General features: G+C 59.3%; 24 protein-coding genes. 19 read left to right on the top strand and 5 right to left on the bottom strand.

Annotated features, from left to right (window positions below; genetic code table 11):
* The first annotated feature begins 18 nt into the window (after positions 1-18).
* The 3 genes from argJ to D8U61_RS15165 all read left to right on the top strand — a co-directional run bounded on the left by argJ (position 19) and on the right by D8U61_RS15165 (position 2,969).
* Positions 19-1,236: a bifunctional glutamate N-acetyltransferase/amino-acid acetyltransferase ArgJ gene (gene argJ, locus D8U61_RS15175; protein WP_041479803.1), complete on the top strand. Its 1,218-nt coding sequence runs from the start codon at positions 19-21 to the stop codon at positions 1,234-1,236.
* 159 nt (positions 1,237-1,395) lie between these two features.
* Positions 1,396-2,028 carry a glutathione S-transferase family protein gene (locus D8U61_RS15170; RefSeq protein WP_130888828.1) on the top strand — a complete coding sequence of 211 codons (633 nt, stop codon included), beginning with the start codon at positions 1,396-1,398 and terminating at the stop codon, positions 2,026-2,028.
* Positions 2,025-2,969, top strand: a complete 945-nt coding sequence (locus D8U61_RS15165; RefSeq protein ID WP_130927196.1) for a Nudix family hydrolase — start codon at positions 2,025-2,027, stop codon at positions 2,967-2,969. The genes D8U61_RS15170 and D8U61_RS15165 overlap by 4 nt, the downstream gene beginning before the upstream one ends.
* A 121-nt stretch (positions 2,970-3,090) precedes the next feature.
* On the opposite strand, the gene D8U61_RS15160 is transcribed toward D8U61_RS15165, so the two are convergent.
* Genes D8U61_RS15160 through D8U61_RS15150 form a run of 3 tightly spaced genes read right to left on the bottom strand, consistent with a single transcriptional unit; the run spans position 3,091 to position 6,678 of the window.
* The gene (locus D8U61_RS15160) at positions 3,091-3,675 is read right to left on the bottom strand and encodes a cob(I)yrinic acid a,c-diamide adenosyltransferase (protein ID WP_130902314.1); all 585 of its coding nucleotides are present in this window, start codon (positions 3,673-3,675) and stop codon (positions 3,091-3,093) included.
* A 3-nt stretch (positions 3,676-3,678) separates the two neighbouring features.
* The gene (locus D8U61_RS15155) at positions 3,679-5,715 is read right to left on the bottom strand and encodes a HAMP domain-containing sensor histidine kinase (protein ID WP_016773489.1); all 2,037 of its coding nucleotides are present in this window, start codon (positions 5,713-5,715) and stop codon (positions 3,679-3,681) included.
* 45 nt (positions 5,716-5,760) lie between these two features.
* A complete protein-coding gene (locus tag D8U61_RS15150; protein ID WP_130927195.1) occupies positions 5,761-6,678 on the bottom strand; it encodes a putative 2-dehydropantoate 2-reductase in 918 nt (305 codons plus the stop codon).
* A 140-nt stretch (positions 6,679-6,818) separates the two neighbouring features.
* Here D8U61_RS15150 and D8U61_RS15145 point away from each other — a divergent pair, with 140 nt between their 5' ends.
* Both D8U61_RS15145 and D8U61_RS15140 read left to right on the top strand, forming a co-directional pair.
* The gene (locus D8U61_RS15145; RefSeq protein WP_130927194.1) at positions 6,819-7,304 is read left to right on the top strand and encodes a YajQ family cyclic di-GMP-binding protein; all 486 of its coding nucleotides are present in this window, start codon (positions 6,819-6,821) and stop codon (positions 7,302-7,304) included.
* A gap of 152 nt (positions 7,305-7,456) precedes the next feature.
* Positions 7,457-8,308: a mechanosensitive ion channel family protein gene (locus D8U61_RS15140; RefSeq protein ID WP_110602527.1), complete on the top strand. Its 852-nt coding sequence runs from the start codon at positions 7,457-7,459 to the stop codon at positions 8,306-8,308.
* A 212-nt stretch (positions 8,309-8,520) separates the two neighbouring features.
* Here the strand turns inward: D8U61_RS15140 and D8U61_RS15135 are convergent, their stop codons facing one another.
* Entirely contained in the window at positions 8,521-9,819 is a 1,299-nt protein-coding gene (locus D8U61_RS15135) for an OprD family porin (RefSeq protein ID WP_110602526.1), read from the bottom strand.
* A gap of 890 nt (positions 9,820-10,709) precedes the next feature.
* Here D8U61_RS15135 and D8U61_RS15130 point away from each other — a divergent pair.
* Positions 10,710-11,135 carry an HIT domain-containing protein gene (locus tag D8U61_RS15130; RefSeq protein WP_016773494.1) on the top strand — a complete coding sequence of 142 codons (426 nt, stop codon included), beginning with the start codon at positions 10,710-10,712 and terminating at the stop codon, positions 11,133-11,135.
* Positions 11,136-11,138: 3 nt separating this feature from the next.
* The gene (locus D8U61_RS15125; protein ID WP_016773495.1) at positions 11,139-11,345 is read left to right on the top strand and encodes a SlyX family protein; all 207 of its coding nucleotides are present in this window, start codon (positions 11,139-11,141) and stop codon (positions 11,343-11,345) included.
* Between the two features lie 65 nt (positions 11,346-11,410).
* Here the strand turns inward: D8U61_RS15125 and D8U61_RS28230 are convergent, their stop codons facing one another.
* Positions 11,411-12,013 (bottom strand): cold-shock protein, encoded by a 603-nt coding sequence (locus D8U61_RS28230; RefSeq protein WP_016773496.1) that lies wholly within the window; start codon positions 12,011-12,013, stop codon positions 11,411-11,413.
* Positions 12,014-12,324: 311 nt separating this feature from the next.
* On the opposite strand from D8U61_RS28230, the gene D8U61_RS15115 reads away from it, so the two are divergent.
* From D8U61_RS15115 to tolA, 12 genes are all read left to right on the top strand, one after another.
* Positions 12,325-12,795 (top strand): Dps family protein, encoded by a 471-nt coding sequence (locus tag D8U61_RS15115; RefSeq protein WP_016773497.1) that lies wholly within the window; start codon positions 12,325-12,327, stop codon positions 12,793-12,795.
* A 181-nt stretch (positions 12,796-12,976) separates the two neighbouring features.
* On the top strand, positions 12,977-13,315 hold the full coding sequence (locus tag D8U61_RS15110) for a ribbon-helix-helix domain-containing protein (protein WP_024014091.1): 339 nt from the start codon (positions 12,977-12,979) through the stop codon (positions 13,313-13,315).
* A gap of 130 nt (positions 13,316-13,445) precedes the next feature.
* Positions 13,446-13,667 (top strand): zinc ribbon domain-containing protein, encoded by a 222-nt coding sequence (locus D8U61_RS15105; protein ID WP_016773499.1) that lies wholly within the window; start codon positions 13,446-13,448, stop codon positions 13,665-13,667.
* A gap of 98 nt (positions 13,668-13,765) precedes the next feature.
* Positions 13,766-15,541: an aspartate--tRNA ligase gene (aspS, locus tag D8U61_RS15100; RefSeq protein WP_130927193.1), complete on the top strand. Its 1,776-nt coding sequence runs from the start codon at positions 13,766-13,768 to the stop codon at positions 15,539-15,541.
* A gap of 119 nt (positions 15,542-15,660) precedes the next feature.
* Positions 15,661-16,407, top strand: a complete 747-nt coding sequence (locus tag D8U61_RS15095) for a YebC/PmpR family DNA-binding transcriptional regulator (RefSeq protein ID WP_076563942.1) — start codon at positions 15,661-15,663, stop codon at positions 16,405-16,407.
* A 155-nt stretch (positions 16,408-16,562) separates the two neighbouring features.
* Positions 16,563-17,090: a crossover junction endodeoxyribonuclease RuvC gene (gene ruvC / locus D8U61_RS15090; protein ID WP_016773501.1), complete on the top strand. Its 528-nt coding sequence runs from the start codon at positions 16,563-16,565 to the stop codon at positions 17,088-17,090.
* Between the two features lie 114 nt (positions 17,091-17,204).
* The gene (gene ruvA, locus D8U61_RS15085; protein WP_024014088.1) at positions 17,205-17,813 is read left to right on the top strand and encodes a Holliday junction branch migration protein RuvA; all 609 of its coding nucleotides are present in this window, start codon (positions 17,205-17,207) and stop codon (positions 17,811-17,813) included.
* Positions 17,814-18,875 (top strand): Holliday junction branch migration DNA helicase RuvB, encoded by a 1,062-nt coding sequence (gene ruvB / locus D8U61_RS15080; protein WP_024014087.1) that lies wholly within the window; start codon positions 17,814-17,816, stop codon positions 18,873-18,875.
* 127 nt (positions 18,876-19,002) lie between these two features.
* Positions 19,003-19,470 carry a tol-pal system-associated acyl-CoA thioesterase gene (gene ybgC / locus D8U61_RS15075; RefSeq protein WP_130927192.1) on the top strand — a complete coding sequence of 156 codons (468 nt, stop codon included), beginning with the start codon at positions 19,003-19,005 and terminating at the stop codon, positions 19,468-19,470.
* Positions 19,460-20,155 (top strand): protein TolQ, encoded by a 696-nt coding sequence (gene tolQ / locus D8U61_RS15070; protein WP_008080223.1) that lies wholly within the window; start codon positions 19,460-19,462, stop codon positions 20,153-20,155. The genes ybgC and tolQ overlap by 11 nt, the downstream gene beginning before the upstream one ends.
* Before the next feature lie 23 nt (positions 20,156-20,178).
* A complete protein-coding gene (gene tolR, locus D8U61_RS15065) occupies positions 20,179-20,631 on the top strand; it encodes a protein TolR (protein ID WP_160767866.1) in 453 nt (150 codons plus the stop codon).
* Positions 20,631-21,707: a cell envelope integrity protein TolA gene (tolA, locus tag D8U61_RS15060; protein ID WP_130927191.1), complete on the top strand. Its 1,077-nt coding sequence runs from the start codon at positions 20,631-20,633 to the stop codon at positions 21,705-21,707. Before tolR ends, tolA begins: the two co-directional genes overlap by 1 nt.

Below are 21,707 nucleotides of genomic sequence, written 5' to 3'. Positions count from 1 at the left end.
TGAGTAAGGAGCGCATTCATGGCTGTTGGTCTTGGTCCTTTGCCAACGTTGCACCCGGTTGCCGGTTTTGAACTCGGTATCGCCTCGGCCGGCATCAAGCGCCCGGGGCGCAAGGATGTGGTGGTGATGCGCTGTGCTGAAGGTTCGACCGTGGCTGGCGTGTTCACCCTGAACGCGTTTTGCGCCGCGCCGGTGATCCTGGCGAAAAAGCGCGTGCACAATGCCGTGCGGTACTTGCTGACCAACACCGGCAATGCCAACGCCGGCACCGGCGAGCCTGGCTTGGCGGCTGCCGAGCGCACCACCGCTAAGTTGGCCGAGCTGACCGGCGTCGATGCCAGCCAGATTCTGCCGTACTCCACTGGCGTGATCGGCGAGCCGCTGCCGGTCGAGAAGATCGAAGGCGCGCTGCAAGCTGCGCTGGATGATCTGTCGGAGAACAACTGGGAAGCCGCCGCCACCGGCATCATGACCACTGACACGCTGCCCAAGGGCGCCAGCCGCCAGTTCGAGCATGACGGCGTGACCATCACTGTCACCGGCATCAGCAAAGGTGCCGGCATGATTCGCCCGAACATGGCGACCATGCTGGGTTACATCGCCACCGACGCCAAAGTCTCCCGCGAGGTGCTGCACAACCTGATGCTCGACGGCGCCAACAAGTCGTTCAACCGCATCACCATCGACGGCGACACCTCGACCAACGATTGCTGCATGCTGATCGCCACTGGCAAGGCCGCGCTGCCTGAGATCACCCGCGCTGAAGGCGAGCTGTTCGCCAAGCTGAAACAGGCGGTATTCGAAGTGTGCATGGACGTCGCCCAGGCCATCGTGCGTGACGGCGAAGGCGCGACCAAGTTCGTCACCGTTGAAGTGAACGGCGGCGGCAACCACCAGGAATGCCTGGACGTCGGTTACACCGTGGCCCACTCGCCGCTGATCAAGACCGCGCTGTTCGCCTCTGACCCGAACTGGGGCCGCATCCTTGCCGCTGTCGGCCGTGCCGGAGTGCCGGACCTGGACGTGAGCAAGATCGACGTGTTCCTCGGTGACGTATGCATCGCCAGCCGTGGCGCTCGCGCCGCGACCTACACTGAAGCACAGGGCTCGGCGGTGATGCAGCAGGAAGAAATCACCATTCGCATCGAACTGGGGCGCGGCGATTGCAGCGAAACCATCTGGACCACCGACCTGTCGCATGAGTACGTGAAGATCAACGCTGAATACCGTACTTGACCTGATCCGGGACCGAGCCGCTCCATTCGCGAGCAGGCTCGCTCCCACAGGGTATTCTCGCTGCAGCTCGGTTCTCTGTGGGAGCGAGCCTGCTCGCGAAAGCGGCGATCCGGACACAACCCATTCAGAAGCATTCCTCTGACGAAAAGGCGCCACACCATGTCCCTGCACCTGATCATCGGCGACAAACTGCTTTCCTCCTGGTCCCTGCGTGCGGCACTGGCGCTGGAACTGACCGGCGCACCCTACAGCGAAGAGCTGATCAAGCTCGGCAAGCCCGACACCCGCGAGCGCCTGCTCAAGCATTCGCCGACCGGCAAGGTGCCGCTGCTGCAAACCACCCGTGGCACCATCGCCGATTCGCTGGCCATTGCTGAATATCTCGCCGAACAGTTTCCGTCCGAGCAACTCTGGCCGAGCGATACCTTCGCCCGCGCCCAGGCCCGCTCGGCCTGCGCACAAATGCACAGCGGCTTCTTCGCCATGCGTAACCACATGCCGTTCAACCTGAGCCAGGACGCACCGCTGAACCCGGTGCCGCCAGAAGTGAAGGTCGATATCGAACGCATGCTCGCGCTGTGGGCCGAATGCCGCGCGGCAGCGACGGAAGAGGGGCCGTACCTGTTCGGTCGTGTCAGCCTTGCCGATGCCTTTTTCGCGCCGATCGCCGTGCGCTTGCGCACCTATCAGGTGAAGCTGCCGGCGGTCGACGAAGCCTATGTTGAAACCGTCTACCAATGGCCCGCCTTCAAAGCGTGGCAAAAGGCTGGACTGGAGGAATTGAATCCGTGAAACGCGTCCACGTCGCCGCTGCCGTCATCCGTGACGGTGCCGGCAAAATTCTTATCGCCCGCCGTGCCGACACCCAGCATCAGGGCGGCTTGTGGGAGTTTCCCGGTGGCAAGGTCGAGGCTGACGAATCGGTCGAATCGGCACTGGCTCGCGAGCTGCACGAAGAGCTGGGCGTCATCGTTGATGCTGCGCGGCCGCTGATCAAAGTTCGCCACGATTACCCGGACAAACAGGTGTTGCTGGATGTCTGGGAAGTCTCGGCGTTCAGCGGCGAACCCCACGGCGCGGAAGGCCAGCCACTGGCTTGGGTCACTGCCAGGGAATTGATCAACTATGAGTTCCCGGCGGCCAATCAGCCGATCGTCGCGGCGGCGCGCTTGCCTGCCGAATACTTGATCACTCCGGAGGATCTGGAAGGCCCGGCCTTGTTGCGCGGCATCCAGAAAGCGATTGCCGGCGGGATCAAATTGATCCAGCTGCGCGCACCCAACGGCTACGACCCGAAATACCGTGATCTGGCGGTCGACGCGGTGGGCCTGTGTGCGGGCAAGGCACAGTTGATGATCAAAGGGCCCTTCGAATGGCTCGGCGATTTCCCGTCTGCCGGGTGGCACATCACCGCTGCGCAACTGCGTAAATACGCGGCGGCTGGGCGTCCGTTGCCGGCGGAGCGTTGGCTCGCGGCGTCGTGCCATAACGCTGAAGAGCTGGCGCTGGCCGAGCAGATGGGCGTCGACTTTGTCACCCTGTCCCCGGTGCAGCCGACGCTGACGCACCCGGATGCACAGCCGTTGGGGTGGGAGCAGGCGCAGGCGTTGATCGACGATTTCAGTAAACCGGTGTTTCTGCTCGGTGGAGTAGGGCCGGCGGAACGCGAGAAGGCTTGGGGTGTTGGGGCTCAGGGTGTGGCGGGGATTCGGGCGTTCTGGCCAGAAGCTTGATTCTCGATTGAGGCTAGCGGCCTCTTCGCGAGCAGGCTCGCTCCCACAGTGGATTGCATCTCTCATTCAGAACGCAGTCAAATGTGGGGGCGAGCCTGCTCGCGAAGAGGCCTGACAGGCGCTACTTTCCTTCAGGTTTCGCAGCCGGCTGCCACAAAATCTCCGCCACCCCTTGCCGCCGCGCAATCAACCGCGCCACAACAAACAGCAAATCCGACAACCGATTGATATACGCCAGGCCAACCCCGGTCAATGGCTCAACCGAGTTCAAATGCTGACAGCGGCGCTCGGCACTGCGCGCCAGACTGCGGCAGACATGCGCCTGCGCAATCAACATTGAACCACCCGGCAAGATGAAGTTTTCCAGCGGCCCCAGCTCTTCATTCCACGCATCGATCGCCGCTTCCAGCCGCTCGATTTCAGCCTCGTTCAACGCCTGATATTCCGGCATCGCCAGTTCACCGCCGAGGTCGAACAGGCGATGCTGACACGGCGCCAGCACTTCGATGATTTCATTCAGCCCCGGATGCACTGCGCGCTCGGCGAGCAAACCGGCGAGCAGCACGCCGACCTGACTGTTCAGCGTATCGACCTCGCCGATAGCCTCGATACGCGGATGATCTTTTGGAACGCGACGGCCGTCACCGAGGCCGGTTTCGCCTTTGTCGCCGGTGCGGGTGTAGATCTTCGACAAGCGAAAGCCCATGGGTTACCTCGGTAGTGGATTGGTTTCGGTGGTCAGCGGCGCAGGTTGCGCCAGCGGCAGACGCAGGGTGAAGCAAGTGCCCTGGCCGGGCGCCGACTGCACTTCCATCTGGCCCTTGTGATTGTTGGTGATGATGAAGTACGACACCGACAGGCCCAGGCCGGTGCCTTGGCCGATTTCTTTGGTGGTGAAGAACGGCTCGAAGGTACGCTTGCGTACGTTCTCGCTCATGCCGATGCCGTTGTCCTCGACCTGGATCTCGGCCCACGGCGGATTAAGCCGGGTGCGCAGAATGATCCGGCCCGGTTCGCTGTCGTCTTCACGCTGGTGAATCGCCTGCGCGGCGTTTTTCAGCAGATTGAGCAGCACCTGTTCCAGCTCGTTGGCGGTGCCCGGCACCGGACCGAGGGCCGGGTCGAACTGACGAATGATCGCTTGGCCCTTGAAGTCGAAGCCGATGGCCAGGTCGAAGTCGTTACCGGCGATTTCCACGGCTTGATCAATCAATGCCGGCAGATCGCACGGCGCCATTTGCCGGGTGCTGCGGCGGCTGAAGCTGAGCATGTGCGTGACGATTTTCGCCGCGCGGGCGCCGGCCTGCTGAATGCCGTCGAGCAATTGCGGGACTTCGCGGCCTTGCAGGTAGCGGTTCACCGTGTCCAGTTCGATGCCCAGTTGCTCGGCGGTCTCGATGTTCTTCGGTAGATCCGCCGACAGACGCCGACGAATGTTCTGCACGTTGTGCAGGATCGCGCCGAGCGGGTTGTTGATTTCGTGGGCCATGCCGGCCGCAAGGCCACCGACCGAGAGCATTTTCTCCGACTGCACCATCATTTCTTCCAGCGACAGACGCTGAGTGATGTCGTCGATACGGATCACCACGCCACGCCCGGCACCGCCCATCAGCGGATAAAACGTCAGCGCGTAATGCTTGGGTTCATCGTCCTTGAACCAGGTCACTCGGTCGACTTTGGCCACGGTGTGCTGTTCGACGGTGGCCTTGAGCTGCGGCAAAAACGGCTTGAGCGGTTCGAAGGCGAGGAAGATCGGTTGGTTCAAAGCCTCATCCAGGCGTGTACCGGAGAGGGCGCTGGCTTCCTGGTTCCATTGGGTGACGTAAAGCTGCTCGTCGAGAGCGATGAGCGCCGACGGCATTGAGTCGATGATGCTGTTGAGGTAATTCTGGAAGCCGGTGAGCTTCTTTTCGATCTTGCTGCGCACCTGGACTTCCAGCTCCAGTTTGCGGTTGGTGTGGCGGGTTTCCTCGGCCAGCCCCTGCGCCTGATCGTAGGCGGCCTGCGAGTCGTCGCGGGCGCGTTTCAATTGCTGCTCGCGGGCTTCGATGCGCGAGAGCATGGTGTTGAACGCCTCGGCCAGACTGCCGATTTCGTCATGGTTGCCGCGCGCGGCGCGCAGGGCGTAGTTCTCTTCGCGGGTGACCTGCCGGGACAATTCCTCCAGCTGATGAATCGGCCGGGTAATCAGACGTTTGATCTGCCGGGCAATCACCAGCCACAGCAGTACGCTGAAGATCAGGATGCCGAGGCTGGCGGTCAGAGTGCCGGTGTAGAACGCCATCGGCAGTTCGCTGCTGGCGACCAGCAACAGATGCCCCGGCGCGGCACCGGGGCGGGGCAGGGTGATCAGTTGGTTGCTGCGAAACTCGGTGAGTTGCCAGGCTTCGACGTGGCGGTAGCGCTCGGGGAGACTGAGTTTCTCGCCGCGCTGCACTTGCGCCAGGCGTTCGCCCTTGCCGTCGTACAGGGCGGCGGCGCGCAGCGGTGAATAACTGTCGAGCTCCTTGAGCAGGCGCTCGGCGCTGCGCGGCGACTCCAGCGCATCGCTGACCAGACTCGGATTGGCGATCAGCCGGCCGATGGTCTGCAGGGCCTGAGGCGCCATGCTTTCCTGAGAAATGTAGTAGGCGGCGCTGATAAAGGTCAGGTTGGCGACCAGCAGAACCGTGGTCAACAACACCAGCAGGGCGGCCAGCAGTTTCTGGCCGACCGGCAGGTTTTCAAGGCGCTGGCGCAATGGCATCAGGTTTATCGCAGCAGGGGAACAAGTCGTCAGCCTAGCGGCTGCTCAGTCACTGGGCAATCCACGCTTGCGCAGATGCGCCACCAAACGTTGCTGCAACTGGTGCAGATGCGGCAGATGCAACTGATGGCGCTCGGCGATTTTGCAGGCGTAGCCCAACAGATAGCTGATCTCGGTGCGGCGCTGGTTGGCGACGTCCTGATACATCGAAGAGTAATTGGCGGCGGTGGCGTGGATCACCCGTTCTACTTCCGCTTGCAGATTGTCCGCCGCAGCAGGTTGGCCGCAGCGTTCTAGCAGTTCGGTCAATTCAGCACAGAGTGTGGCAACTTCGCAGTGATGCTCGCTCAGCCCGCCGTTACGGCAGTTGTGCAACACGGTCAGCGGGTTGATCGCGCAGTTCAGCGCCAGTTTGCGCCACAGTCGAGTGAGGATGTCAGCGCTCCATTCATGGGGAATGTTCGCCGCTTGCAGCTCGTCCAGCCAGACCGGCGCCAGCGGATTTGCCGCATCGCCCAGCCAGTTGAAACCGTGACCGGCAAACACCACGCGCCAATCGCCATCGCGGAACGCGCCCTCGGTGCTGGAGGCGCTGATGCAGCGCGCCTGTGGCACCCGCGCGGCGACGGCGTCCTGACTGCCGAGGCCGTTCTGCAGCAGGATCAGTTCGGCGTCCGGCGCGAGGCGGGAAGCGAGGCGGGCGACGGCCTCTTCGGCGTCATAGGCCTTGCACGCAACCAGCAATCGGTGAATCGGCTCGGGGCTGTCCGGGGTTTCGCCGGGAACTGCATAGGTATGAGCTTGTCCGTTTTCTACCAGGGTCAATCCGCCAACCGCCGCATAGCTTTGCAAACGCGCGGCATCACGCAGGATCAGGCGCACCTGCAAGCCGGCGCGGGCCAGACGTGTCGCCCAGAGTGTGCCGAGGCTGCCGACGCCAAGTACGTGCCAGGTGGTCGACATCAGTTTTTTGCTCGATTGCTTGCAGGCATGTGCGGCTCGCCGTATCGGTAGGAAAAGACCCGTTATAATGAGCCCGATTTTAACCGCAAGCCAAGCGCGCTCCATGCACATCGAGCGCGCCTTTTTATTGGAGAGATTACATGCCGTCGTTCGACGTGGTATCCGAACTGGACAAACACGAACTCACCAACGCGGTCGAGAACGCCGTGAAGGAACTCGATCGTCGTTATGACCTTAAAGGCAAAGGCAGCTTCGAGTTCAAGGAAAAGGACCTGACCGTAAGCCTTACCGCCGAAGCCGCTTTCCAGCTCGAAGCGATGATCGAAATCCTCAAGCTGGCGCTGACCAAGCGCAAGATCGACGTGCAGTGCCTCGAGGTCAAGGACGCCTACGCTTCGGGCAAGCTGATGAAGCAGGACGCCATCCTCAAGGAAGGCATCGACAAAGAGCTGGCAAAGAAGATCGTCGGCCACATCAAGGAAGCCAAGCTCAAGGTCCAGGCCGCCATTCAGGGCGAGCAGGTGCGTGTCACCGGCAAGAAGCGCGACGATTTGCAGGAAGCCATCGCGGTGCTGCGTGCCAAGGAATTCGGCATGCCGCTGCAGTTCAACAACTTCCGCGACTAAGCTTGGTCTGAAGGCTATGTGGGAGCGAGCCTGCTCGCGAATGCGGTGTTTCATTCAGCGAAAAGTTGACTGACACGCCGCATTCGCGAGCAGGCTCGCTCCCACAGTTGTTTTGAATACACCCCGGGAAGCCGGAAATCAGGAGATAGAACATGGATTTGAATGCGGAAGTGGACCACCTGGTCAAGGCGTCCCAGGCGTGGATCCCGATGATCATGGAGTACGGCAGCCGCGTGCTGCTGGCAGTAATTACCCTGGCCATCGGCTGGTGGCTGATCAACAAGGTCACGCAAAAACTCGGCGGTCTGCTCGCCCTGCGCAATGCCGATCTGGCACTGCAAGGCTTTATCAGCAGCCTGGCCAACATCATTCTCAAGGTGTTGCTGATTGTCAGCGTCGCGTCGATGATCGGCGTCGAAACCACCTCGTTCGTCGCGGCCATCGGTGCTGCGGGTCTGGCGATTGGCTTGGCCTTGCAGGGCAGCCTGGCCAACTTCGCTGGCGGCGTGCTGATTCTGCTGTTCCGCCCGTTCCGCATCGGTGACTGGATCGAAGCCCAAGGTGTAGCGGGTACCGTCGACAGCATCCAGATTTTCCACACCGTGCTGCGCACTGGCGACAACAAGACCATCATCCTGCCCAACGGCAATCTGTCGAACGGCATCATCACCAACACCAACCGCCAGCCAACCCGCAAAGTCGTGTTCGATGTGGGCGTGGATTACGAAGCGGATCTGCAGAAGGCCCGTCAGGTATTGCTGGATCTGGCCAAGGATCCCCGCGTCATGCAGGACCCGGAGCCACAGGCAGTAATTTCGACATTGGGTGATAGCTCGATCACGGTCTCCCTGCGGGTGTGGGTGAAAACTGCGGATTATTGGGATGTGATGTTCATGTTCAATGAGCAGGCGCGTGATCGTTTGAAGAGTGCTGGTATTGATATTCCATTTCCGCAGCGGGTTATACGTGTGGTTCAGGAAAGCGCTGTTCAGCAAAACCAATGATAATTGCCTTGCGAACAGTTAATTAACGCAAACTCAAAGGGGTGTTAATACCTTTGGGTTTTAGGCTAACGCGAAAGATTGCAGGCTAATAGATAGCTGGCTAATGCTTGAAGTTTGTGTGAAGTTTCACTCGTAAAAAAACCGCTCACCTGAGTCAGGTGAGCGGTTTTTGTTAGAGCAACGCTCTAGAGTGACGCCAATTTACATCAAGATTACAAGATGCTCAGAGGGTACTCAACGATGATACGTACATCGTTGTTGTCTGCAGCGTAGTCAGTGTTATACGCGTCATTGGCACGATAAATCGCGCTACGCAGACGGAAAGACAAATCCTTGGCCGGACCTTCCTGCATCACGTATTTGGTTTCGAAGTTGAACTCGTTTTCTTTACCTTCGGTGTCGGAGGAGGTCGTGATGTTGTCGCCTCGTACGTAACGAGCCATGAAGCTCAGGCCCGGAACGCCGTAATTCTTCATGTTCAGGTCGTAGCGAGCTTGCCAAGAGCGTTCGTCTTGCCCGATGAAGTCAGAGATCTGAATGGAGTTGGCTACGAAAATCGTGCTGTTACCGTCCACGCCGTACAGGTAGTTTGTGTCACCGGTGGAGCGCTGGTGAGCAAGGGTGAATTTGTGTGCACCGATGCTGTAGGCAGCAGCAAGGCTCCACAGTTTGTTGTCCTGTTTACCATACAGCGCTTGGCCCTGATCCTTGGTGCGGTAGCCGTTGAAGTCGAAGTTCAGCGACTGCTCGTCATTGATCGGGAAGGTGTAGTTGGCGTTGATGTATTGCTTTTTGAAGTAGTCATCAACGTCCGACGCAGCAACACCGGCAACGAAGTTATCGGTGAACTGGTAGGTTGCGCCAGCGATGTTGGCGCTGGTCAGACCCGGGGTAGACTTGCCGTTGATGCTATCCTTGCCCATGCCGGTTTGGGAACTCAGTGCGGTGAAACGACCTGCGGTCAGTTCCAGGCCTTTGATCTCTTTGCTGGTAAGCAAGGTGCCTTCCGCAACTTCTGGCAGCATACGGCTGTCATCGGTAGCGAAGACCGGGCTGGCAACGAATTGACGACCATACTTCAGAGTGGTGTCGGAGAGGCGAAACTTCACCGCAGCACCCGTCTTGCCTTGTGCTTGCTCTGGGTTCCCGTCGCTATCGACAGCGAATTTATTATTGCCCGCACGACCCGAACCGCCGTCCAGTTTGACAGCGCCCATCGCCATTGCGTCAAGGCCAAAGCCGATAGTGCCTTGAGTGAAGCCAGACTCGTAGCTCAGCAGCTGGCTGATACCGGTGTCCTGACGGTAGCCGCTTTTAAAGCCCCCACCCTCTTTCGGAATATTACCAGCGCCATTACGGAAGTCGCGGTTCATGTATTGAAGGCGGGTTTTCAGGTTCAGGCTCTGATCTTCCAGGAAACCTTTGGCTTCATCCTGAGAAGACGCCATTGCGAACTGCGAGGTGCCTGCTGCAACAGCCAGGGCGATCATGCTCCACTTCATCACGCGCATCGTGATTTGCTCCTTTGGTTTTTAGAAGAGTACTGCCGTCCCACCTGTTTTATTATCTGGGCGGCTCTTTCTTTTTGTGTCGGCGCAAACTTATATCACGCCGACATTGTTGGCGATACTTGCGAAATCAACCTTTCAGCTTCTTTACGGCGTTGTCGCAGAAGGAGCGCTGGATGTCGCAAATCCACAGTACCGATGCAACCGGGCTGACAACTTTATCGCTGTTTCCGGGCCTTTTTGCATCGCTAAAAAAGAGTCCCTGGCAAAACACTTGAATCTCCATCGGGCAACCCTGCCACTGTTTTTATTGGCTTCAGGCGACCACTTCCAGTGGTGCGCTTATAGTCCATACCTTTACTAATGCAACAAGCGTGCACAAACCGCAAAAACGCTGCGGTTATTTTTCTGTGTGCAGCTTTCAGATGTGAAAACCTTGTGAAAACGGGGTCTCGGGGCTGTTTTGTTACGGGCTTGACGACGATCCCCCAATGGTGTTGCAACGCACCAAAGCCGCGCAGGACAACCAAAAGCGTTACCGGTTCACCCCGCATTGAGTATTTGGCGGATGCCCGACCCACTGAGCGTAGACGTGTTGTGCAGTTTTGGTGCAAAAAAATCACAATCGGGCCCGAGTAAAACTGGCGCCGCCCGATTCGAGGGTCGACAGATCAGGGGGTTTCATGCGGATCTTCACGTCAAGGCTCATGTCCGGGGCTGTATTGGTGCGTCGGCGAGATAAATGTCTTATGTCGGCGCGCTTACTGAATTACTGTCGGAGGGAAGCGTGAAGCCCGCTGCATTCGCAGGTATGCTGCCGTTCTGTCGCTTGGCGCGCTGCTTTCACGGCGCCGCCGCTAAGCTGAGTCATAGGATCAGCGGGAGTGCTCACAGTGTTTGCTTTGGATTCACGACTTCAACAGGACGCCCTGGTCATCGGCGACTTTCCGTTGTGCCGGCTGTTGCTGTCCAACGACAGCAATTACCCTTGGTTCATCCTGGTACCTCGTCGCGAGGATATAAGCGAGTTGTTTCAGTTGGATGTCGCCGATCAGCAACAGCTATGGCGGGAAACCACCACCCTTGCCGAGTTACTCAAGGATTCGTTCGACGCCGACAAGCTGAACGTGGCAACCCTGGGTAACGTTGTCAGTCAGTTGCACATGCATGTCATTGTGCGTAAACGCGATGACGCCGCCTGGCCGGCGCCGGTCTGGGGCAGGCACCCGGCCAAGCCGTACAGCGCGGAACAGGTAGCAGCCATTCGCGAGCGCTTGCGTCTGGTGCTGACCGAAGAATTCACCTTTGTGGAGGGCTGAGTCATGAGCCTTGAAGAACGCGTTACCGATCTGGAAAGCCGTCTGGCCTTTCAGGATGACACCATTCAGGCTTTGAACGATGTGCTGGTGGCCCAGCAGAGAGTCATCGAGCGCCTGCAATTGCAGATGGAGGCGCTGATCAAGCGTCACGAAGAAATGGTCGGGCAGTTCGGTGCTTTCGAAGAAGACGCACCGCCGCCGCATTATTGAGCCATTCGCCAGGCATAAAAAAACCGCGAACAGCCAGGCTGTTCGCGGTTTTTTTTTGCTTTGGATCAGCGACGCGGCAGAGCGGCGATCACGTCCTCGGCTTGCAGGCCCTTGTCGCGGTTCATCACCGAGAACTCGACGCGCTGGCCTTCGACCAGAACACGGTGGCCTTCGCCACGAATGGCGCGAAAGTGCACGAAAATATCATCGCCGGAATCCCGGGAGATAAACCCGAAACCCTTGGAAGTGTTGAACCACTTCACGGTGCCGGTATCGCGATTGCTCATGTCATAGGTAGTCGGCGCAGCGGCCGGTGACGATTTGTAGAAGCTGACAGCCAAATGCAGCAGCACGGCAACCAGGGCGATCACCAGGCTGAACAACACCGCCGGCTGGCCAGCGATGACCGGCATCGGCGCGATCAGGGTCAAAGTCTGCAGGACGACAGTCAGTACCAGAAGGGCGCTGACCAGATTTTGCAGATGCTGGCGCGGGCCTTTGTTCCAGTAGGGAATCACTGGAGCGATGACCAGGTTCAGCAGGCCGAAAAAGGCCAGGTAAAGTGCATCGGGCTGTTGCAGGTAAGGAACGGCTTCGGCTTTCAGGCTGGGTATGAACGACAGCAGCAAGGCTGCTGCGCCCATTAGCAGGTGGACGATTTTCAACATTTTGATTGGCTCACGTTATGACGGCTCACAAGGAAGAGCTGAAGGCGCACGGTTCGCTTCAGGACAAAATAAGAGGCGGTGGACACGTACACGGCATCAGCCTATGCGCAACGCCCCGGAAAATAGGGCATGGCGACACACTGCCTATTTAACAGCAAAGCCTGCGGCTACTCAAATCAGCCCGGCCAGCGGCAGAGAAACGGTCGATTTGTCGCAGTCAGATCACGGATTGATAGCTGCGAGCGGGCGCTTGCCTTGCTAAAGTGGGGCTGAACCTGCTGGATGAATTCAATCACTGTTAGGGGGTAAGCATGGCAATTGATATCGGTATCAGTGAAGAAGACCGCAAATCCATCGTCGAAGGGCTGTCGCGGCTGCTGTCGGACACCTATGTGCTGTATCTGAAAACCCATAACTTCCACTGGAACGTCACCGGCCCGATGTTTCGCACGCTGCACCTGATGTTCGAAGAGCAATACAACGAGCTGGCGCTGGCTGTCGATTCGATCGCCGAGCGTATCCGTGCGTTGGGCTTCCCGGCGCCGGGTGCCTACGCGACCTACGCGCGTCTTTCTTCTATTAAAGAAGAAGTCGGTGTACCGAGCGCCGAAGACATGATCAAGCAATTGGTCGAAGGCCAGGAAGCGGTGACCCGTACCGCGCGCGGCATTTTCCCGCTGCTGGACAAGGTCAGCGATGAGCCGACTGCTGACCTGCTGACCCAGCGCATGCAAGTGCACGAGAAAACTGCGTGGATGCTGCGCGCACTGCTCGAGGAATGATCCAGACGCTGCGGACGGCGTGAGGTCGTCCGCATGCTCTCCAGACTCTTACCGTTGTCGTTGGCTTATCCTACGAGGCTGGTCAACAAGTCGTATGGCGCTAACTTTGTCACTGGGTTTTTATGAAGGCGCAGGATGTTGCCTTATAAATCAGCAGTCATGGCAAAGGAGTGTCAACGCTATGGTAGAAGGAGACAGGCGAAGCGACAGGATGTCGGCTTCGCGGCACGTAATTAAAGTCGACCCGTTTGTCAGCGAGTTCGACATGAATCTGATCCGGCCGCTGTCGCGGTCGATTCGCCTCAACGGTTTTGCGACCTGCCTGCGACTCGAGCAGGTCTACTGGAACATCCTCGGCGGCATGGCCGAGGACAATCATTGTTCGATCAGCACACTGCTATCCCACGTTGATCGTGAGGTGCATCTGCGTTACGGCGGAGTGAAGAATTTCAGTGCGCTGGTGCGGGTGGTTTGTGTCATGAACGGGATCAAAGATCTCGCACCCGCCGTTTCGCGCTGAAACGGCGGTTGCAACGAGGTTGCAGGCTGTGCAGCGTTACGGCTGCACAGCCTGCATTTAATCGATATAATCCCGCGCTTTCGCCGCAAAGCCCTGCGCGCGGCAGCAATCTGATCGCCGAGACACCTCCATGCCAATGTACGATTACCAATGTGCTTCCTGTGGTCATCAGTTGGAAGCCATTCAGAAGATCAGCGACGCACCGTTGGTCGATTGCCCTGCCTGCCAGGCGCCCGAACTGAAGAAGCAGCTGTCCATGCCGGGTTTTCGCCTCAGCGGCAACGGTTGGTACGAGACCGACTTCAAGACCGGAGCCAAGAAGAATCTGGCCGGTGGCGACAAAGCTGACTAGGGTTCAAACCCTGAACGAACGACACGCGTGAGTTGCCGCCTTGCTTGATGGCGGCGGGATCTCCACCGAATTTCGAATTACGAGAAGCGAACCACACCATGATGCGCAGCCACTATTGCGGCCAACTGAACGAAAGCCTGGAAGGCCAGGAAATTACCCTTTGCGGATGGGTTCACCGTCGCCGCGACCACGGCGGGGTGATTTTCCTCGACATCCGTGATCGTGATGGTCTGGCCCAGGTGGTGTTCGACCCGGATCGCGCCGAGAGCTTCGCCGCTGCCGATCGCGTGCGCAGCGAATACGTCGTGAAGATCACCGGCAAGGTGCGTCTGCGTCCGGCCGGCGCGACCAACGCCAACATGGCTTCGGGCATGATCGAAGTGCTCGGTTATGAACTGGAAGTGCTGAACGAGTCGGAAACCCCGCCGTTCCCGCTCAACGAGTTCTCCGACGTCGGCGAAGAAACCCGCCTGCGCTATCGCTTCCTCGATCTGCGTCGTCCGGAAATGGCCGAGAAGCTGCGTCTGCGTTCACGCATGACCACCAGCATCCGTCGCTTCCTCGACGAGAACGGCTTCCTCGACGTCGAAACGCCAATCCTGACCCGGGCCACTCCGGAAGGCGCGCGTGACTATCTGGTGCCGAGCCGTACCCATGCCGGTTCGTTCTTCGCCCTGCCGCAATCGCCGCAGCTGTTCAAGCAACTGCTGATGGTGGCCGGCTTCGACCGTTACTACCAGATCGCCAAATGCTTCCGTGACGAAGACCTGCGTGCCGACCGCCAGCCGGAATTCACCCAGATCGACATCGAGACCAGCTTCCTCGATGAAAAAGAGATCATGGGCCTGACCGAGCAGATGATCCGCAACCTGTTCAAGGAAGTGCTGAACCTGGAATTCGGCGAATTCCCGCACATGACCTTCGAAGAAGCCATGCGCCGCTACGGTTCGGACAAGCCGGACCTGCGTATTCCACTGGAACTGGTCGACGTTGCCGACCAGCTCAAAGAAGTTGAATTCAAGGTGTTCAGCGGCCCGGCCAACGATCCGAAGTGCCGCATCGCCGCACTGCGTGTTCCAGGCGGGGCGAGCATGCCGCGCAAGCAGATCGACGACTACACCAAGTTCGTCGGCATCTACGGTGCCAAGGGCCTGGCGTACATCAAGGTCAACGAGCGTGCTGCCGGTGTTGAAGGTCTGCAATCGCCGATCGTGAAGAATATTCCTGAAGACGAGCTCAACGTGATCCTCGATCGCGTTGGCGCAGTCGATGGCGACATCGTGTTCTTCGGTGCCGACAAGGCCAAGATCGTCAGCGAAGCCCTGGGCGCGCTGCGTATCAAGCTCGGTCACGACCTCAAGCTGCTGACCTGCGAGTGGGCGCCAATGTGGGTCGTCGACTTCCCGATGTTCGAAGAGAACGACGACGGCAGCTTCTCGGCGCTGCACCACCCGTTCACCGCACCGAAGTGCACCCCGCAGGAACTCGAAGCCAACCCGGCCGGCGCACTGTCCCGTGCGTACGACATGGTGTTGAACGGCACCGAGCTGGGCGGCGGTTCGATCCGTATCCACCGCAAGGAAATGCAGCAAGCGGTATTCCGCCTGCTGGGCATCAACGAAGCGGAACAGGAAGAGAAGTTCGGCTTCCTGCTCGACGCGCTGAAGTATGGTGCGCCGCCGCACGGTGGTCTGGCCTTCGGTCTGGACCGTCTGGTGATGCTGATGACCGGCGCCCAGTCGATCCGTGAAGTGATCGCCTTCCCGAAAACCCAGAGTGCTGCCGACGTGATGACGCAGGCCCCGGGCGTAGTGGATGCCAAGGCATTGCGCGAGCTGCACATTCGCCTGCGCGAAACGCCAAAGGCTGAGTAAGACGGGCCTGAAGGCGCATCTTCGGATGCGCCTTTTTTCTTTCTCAGGTCGAATTTTTCAATTGCCGGCCGCTGCCTTGGCGGGGCGGGCAAGGTTTCAAAGAGCATTCGGAGCAAGTTATGGCAGGTCATTCCAAGTGGGCAAACATCAAGCACCGCAAAGAACGTCAGGATGCCAAGAGGGGCAAGATCTTCACCAAGTGGATCCGTGAACTGACCGTTGCGGCCCGTCAGGGTGGCGGTGATCCGGGTTCCAACCCGCGTCTGCGTCTGGCTCTGGACAAGGCGTTGAGCGCCAACATGAGTCGCGACATCATTGACCGTGCCGTCGCGCGCGGTGCCGGCGCCACTGAAGCGGACAACGTTGAAGAGCTGACCTATGAAGGCTACGGCCCGGGCGGTGTGGCGGTGATGGTCGAGTGCATGACTGACAACCGCAACCGTACCGCCGCAGCGGTGCGTCACGCGTTCAGCAAGTGTGGCGGCAACCTCGGCACCGACGGTTCGGTGGCCTATCTGTTCGAGCGCAAGGGCCAGATCAGTTTCGCCCCGGGTGTCGATGAAGACGCACTGACCGAAGCGGCGCTGGAAGCCGATGCTGATGACGTGGTCACCCACGACGACGGTTCGATCGATGTGTTCACCTCGTTCACCGGTTTCTATGCGGTGCGCAACGCGCTGGAAGCGGCCGGGTTCAAGGGCGATGATGCGGAAATCGTCATGCAGCCGACCACCAGCGCCGAGCTGGATCTGGAAGGGGCGGAGAAGGTGCTCAAGCTGATCGACATGCTTGAGGATCTGGATGACGTGCAGAACGTCTACTCCAATGCGGACATCCCGGAAGACGTCGCCGCTCAGCTTGGCTGATAAGCGACTAGTCTTCCCTGTGGGAGCGAGCCTGCTCGCGAAAGCGGTGTGTCATTCAGCACCTGTATCTGCTGACATACCGCCTTCGCGAGCAGGCTCGCTCCCACATTTGCTATTGGCTGTCAGGTAAATCGTTTTATGAATCTGCAGGCGTTATGACTCTAATTCTTGGTATCGACCCCGGTTCACGCATCACCGGTTACGGGATCGTTCGCGATACCGGGCGCGGCGGCTGCATCTATGTGGCCTCGGGCTGCATTCGCACCGGCTCCGGCGAGCTGCATGAACGTCTGCAGATCGTCTATCGCGGCGTGCGCGAAATCATCAAGACCTACGGCCCGGTGACCATGGGCATCGAAAAGGTGTTCATGGCGAAAAACGCCGACTCGGCGCTGAAGCTCGGACAGGCGCGGGGCGCTGCGATTGTCGCCGGCGCCGAAGAGTGTCTGGAAATCGCCGAGTACACCGCCACGCAAGTCAAACAGGCCGTCGTCGGCACCGGTGCGGCCAATAAGGAGCAGGTGCAGATGATGGTCATGCACATGCTCAAGTTGACCAGCAAGCCGCAGATCGACGCCTCCGACGCCCTCGCGATCGCCATTTGCCATGCGCACACGCGCTCAAGCCTGCTGCCGCACGGGCTGGGAACCGCACGCAGTCGTGGCGGGCGCCTGCGTCTCTGATAGCATCAGCATCAATTTTCCTGAAAGTGGCTTTGCGGTGCCTGTGTTGCCGGCGCGCAAGCCACCTTCAATCGTCGCCAGCCCACGGCTGGCCAGCGCTCAAGGATTCAAAACGTGATTGGACGCTTGCGCGGCACCCTGGCTGAGAAACAGCCGCCGCACCTGATTCTCGATGTCAATGGCCTCGGCTATGAGGTGGAAGTGCCGATGACCACGCTTTATCGGTTGCCGTCGGTCGGTGAACCGCTGACCCTGCACACCCATTTGGTCGTACGCGAAGATGCGCAATTGCTCTATGGTTTTGCCGGCAAGCGTGAGCGAGACTTCTTTCGCGAGCTGATCCGGCTCAACGGGGTCGGACCGAAACTGGCGCTGGCGTTGATGTCGAGCCTGGAAGTCGATGAGTTGGTGCGCTGCGTGCAATCTCAGGACACTTCGGCGTTGACCAAGGTCCCGGGGGTTGGCAAGAAGACCGCCGAGCGTCTGCTGGTGGAATTGAAAGACCGCTTCAAGGCCTGGGAAACCTCGCCGGCGATGTTCGCGCTGGTGCCGAATCAGCCGGACGGCCCGGCGCCGGTCAACAGCGCCGAGACCGATGCGGTCAGCGCGTTGATCTCGCTGGGCTACAAGCCGCAGGAAGCGAGCAAGGCGATTTCCGCGATCAAAGACAAGAACCTGAGCAGCGAAGACCTGATCCGCCGCGCTCTGAAGGGAATGATTTAAGTGATTGAAGCTGATCGTCTGATCGCCGCCGCGCACAGCCCGCGCGAGCGCGAAGAAGTCCAGGATCGGGCCATCCGCCCGGTCAGTCTGGCCGACTACATTGGCCAGCCGACCGTGCGCGAGCAGATGGAGCTGTTCATCCAGGCTGCGCGTGGCCGCAGTGAATCCCTCGATCACACCCTGATCTTCGGCCCACCGGGGCTGGGCAAGACCACGCTGGCCAACATCATTGCCCAGGAAATGGGTGTGTCGATCAAGAGCACCTCCGGGCCAGTGCTGGAACGCCCGGGTGATCTGGCCGCGTTGCTGACCAATCTTGAGCCGCACGACGTGTTGTTCATCGACGAAATCCATCGTCTGTCGCCGATCGTTGAAGAAGTGCTGTACCCGGCGATGGAAGATTTCCAGCTCGACATCATGATTGGCGAGGGGCCGGCGGCGCGTTCGATCAAACTCGATCTGCCGCCATTCACACTGGTCGGCGCCACCACCCGCGCGGGCATGCTGACCAACCCGTTGCGTGATCGCTTCGGTATCGTCCAGCGCCTGGAGTTCTACAGCACGGCGGATCTGGCAACCATCGTCAGTCGTTCGGCGGCGATTCTCGGTCTGCCGCTGGACCCGGAAGGTTCGTTCGAGATCGCCCGTCGCGCCCGTGGCACGCCGCGAATTGCCAACCGTCTGCTGCGACGGGTGCGCGACTTTGCCGAAGTCCGCGCCAAGGGTCACATCACCAAAGCGGTGGCGGATCTGGCGCTGAACCTGCTGGACGTCGATGAACACGGTTTCGATCACCAGGACCGGCGGCTGCTGCTGACCATGATCGAGAAGTTCGACGGCGGCCCGGTCGGTATCGACAGTCTGGCGGCGGCGATCAGTGAAGAGCGCCACACCATTGAAGACGTGCTCGAACCGTATCTGATCCAGCAGGGCTATATCATGCGCACGCCACGGGGCAGGGTGGTGACGCGGCATGCCTACCTGCACTTTGGTTTGAATGTTCCGTCACGCATGGGCGAGATGCCCGTGGCAGACGAGTTTCTCGACGCCGTCGACGATTGATACACATTTGCTGGTGATTTATTCAGGGTTTGTACTGTCAGACGACGGTACTTTTGCGTTAAAGCTTTGAAACTACGAAAAACAGTTGTCTGGCCGGATTGGCAACCTGAGGAGTAAGCACTAGAGTATGCGCGCGCAAAACGGGCTTGAGCCGTTCGCACATCGTTGTCGCGTTTATTACGAGGACACCGATGCGGGCGGCATCGTGTATTACGTTAATTACCTCAAGTTTATGGAACGGGCTCGAACCGAGCGGCTACGGGAACTGGGCTTTGCCCAATCTGTGCTTGCCGGAGAGGGCCTGTTGTTCGTCGTGCATTCCAGCGAAGCGCGCTACCACGCGCCGGCGCGACTGGATGACGAACTGCTGGTAAGCGCTGATGTAATCGAATTGAACCGTGCCAGCCTGCGCTTCAAGCAGCAGGTCAGGCGGGCCACGGATAATGTGCTGCTCTGCGAAGGGCAGTTTTTGGTGGCCTGCGTGCGCACCGACAGTTTGAAACCCCGGGCCCTTCCCGAAGACCTGCGTGCGGCCTTCGCCGACGCGGTCGGCCCGGGTACACACTCAAAGCAGGAGATAAAGCGTGGAAGCTAACGTCGTCGACCATTCCTCCATGTGGAGCCTGGTCAGCAATGCCAGCATCGTGGTGCAGTTGGTAATGTTGACCCTGGTGGCCGCATCGGTGACCTCATGGATCATGATCTTTCAGCGCAGCAACTTGCTGCGCGCCGGTCGACGCGCCCTGGAGAGCTTCGAAGAGCGCTTCTGGTCGGGTATCGACCTGTCCAAACTGTACCGTCAGGCTGGCAGCAACCCTGATCCGGATTCGGGCGTGGAGCAGATCTTCCGTGCCGGTTTCAAGGAGTTCTCCCGTCTGCGTCAGCAGCCAGGTGTCGATCCTGAAGCCGTGATGGAAGGTGTCGCCCGTGCCATGCGCGTGGCCATCTCGCGCGAAGAAGAGAAGCTCGAGCAGAGCCTGCCGTTCCTCGCCACCGTCGGTTCGGTCAGCCCGTATATCGGTCTGTTCGGTACCGTGTGGGGGATCATGAACTCCTTCCGCGGTCTGGCCAGCGCTCAGCAAGCGACCCTCGCCACCGTTGCTCCGGGTATCGCCGAAGCCCTGATCGCCACCGCGATCGGCCTGTTCGCTGCGATCCCGGCGGTCATCGCTTACAACCGTTTTGCTGCGCGCAGCGAAACCTTGCTGGGCCGCTACTACACCTTCGCCGATGAATTCCAGGCGATCCTGCACCGCAAAGTGCACACCAGCGAAGAATAAGCAGGTATTTCCCGATGGCTTTAATCGCTCGAGCTCGCAAAAAGCGCAAGCCGGTCGCCGAGATGAACGTGGTGCCCTACATCGACGTGATGTTGGTGCTGCTGGTCATCTTCATGGTGACCGCGCCGATGCTCAATCAGGGCGTGAAAGTTGATCTGCCCAAGGTTTCCAGCGAAGCCTTGCCGCAGGACAACAACACCCAGGTCCTGACCATTTCGATCAAGGCTGACAAGACCTACTACTGGAACCTTGGCAGCGAAGTCGACACCGAGAAGCAACAGGACAGGGCCATGACCCTGCCACAGATGACTGACGCGGTGACCAAGATCATCCGCGCCGGCACCGAGGGCGGCAAACGCACCCAAGTGTTCATTCGTGGTGACAAGACTGTCGACTACGGCGCCGTGATGGGTGCCATGGGCGGGTTGCAGAAAGCCGGGGTCGGTAACGTTGGTCTGATTACCGAGGCCCCCTGATGCAGCAACAGCGAGAGCCGTCCGCCTCGGAAAGCTACTTCTGGCCTAGTGTTCTGGCAATCGTCCTGCACGTGCTGGTGTTCGGCATGCTGTTCGTCAGTTTTGCCTTCACGCCCGAACTGCCGCCGGCCAAGCCGATCGTCCAGGCGACTCTGTACCAGCTGAAATCGAAAAGTCAGGCGACCACCCAGACCAATCAGAAGATTGCGGGTGAGGCGAAGAAATCCGCCGCGCGCCAGACCGAAGTCGAACAGATGGAACAGAAAAAGATCGAGCAGGAAGCGTTGAAGGCGGCGGAACAAAAGAAAGAGGAAGCGGCTCAAAAGGCCGAGGAAGCCAAGAAGGCCGACGAGGCGAAGAAAGCGGACGAAGCAAAAAAGGCTGATGAAGCCAAGAAAGCCGACGACGCGAAAAAAGCCGAAGCGAAAAAGGCCGAAGAGAAACAATTGGCTGATATAGCCAAGAAGAAGGCCGAAGACGAAGCGAAGAAGGCTGCTGAGGAAGAGGCGAAGAAAGCCGCTGCCGAAGAAGCCAAGAAGAAGATCGTCGAAGACGCGAAGAAGAAAGCCGCCGAAGACGCCAAGAAGAAAGCTGAAGCTGAAGAGGCGAAGAAGAAAGTCGCCGAAGACGCGAAGAAGAAAGCTGCTGCCGATGCTGCGAAGAAGAAAGCGCAGGAAGCGGCACGCAAATCTGCCGAAGACAAAAAGGCCCAGGCCCTGGCAGATCTGCTTTCCGACACGCCGCAGCGTCAGCAGGCCCTGGCCGATGAGCAGGGTGACGAGGTTGCCGGTAGTTTCGATGACCTGATTCGCGCTCGCGCAGCAGAAGGCTGGGCTCGTCCTCCTTCGGCGCGCAAAGGCATGACGGTCGTGCTGCAAATTGGCATGTTGCCGGACGGTACGGTGACCTCGGTCAGCGTGGCCAAGTCCAGCGGTGACGGTCCGTTCGATGCTTCGGCAGTCGCGGCAGTGAAGAATATTGGACGTTTGACAGAAATGCAGGGAATGAAGCCGAGCGATTTCGCTCCGTATCGTTCATTCAAGATGACATTCACACCTGAGGATCTAGCCTTGTGA

Source organism: Pseudomonas sp. Sample_14 (genome assembly GCF_004307515.1).
Taxonomy (GTDB): Bacteria; Pseudomonadota; Gammaproteobacteria; order Pseudomonadales; family Pseudomonadaceae; genus Aquipseudomonas; species Aquipseudomonas atacamensis.
The sequence above is the reverse complement of the archived record's forward strand: the minus strand, read 5'-3'. Positions and strand labels throughout refer to the sequence as shown.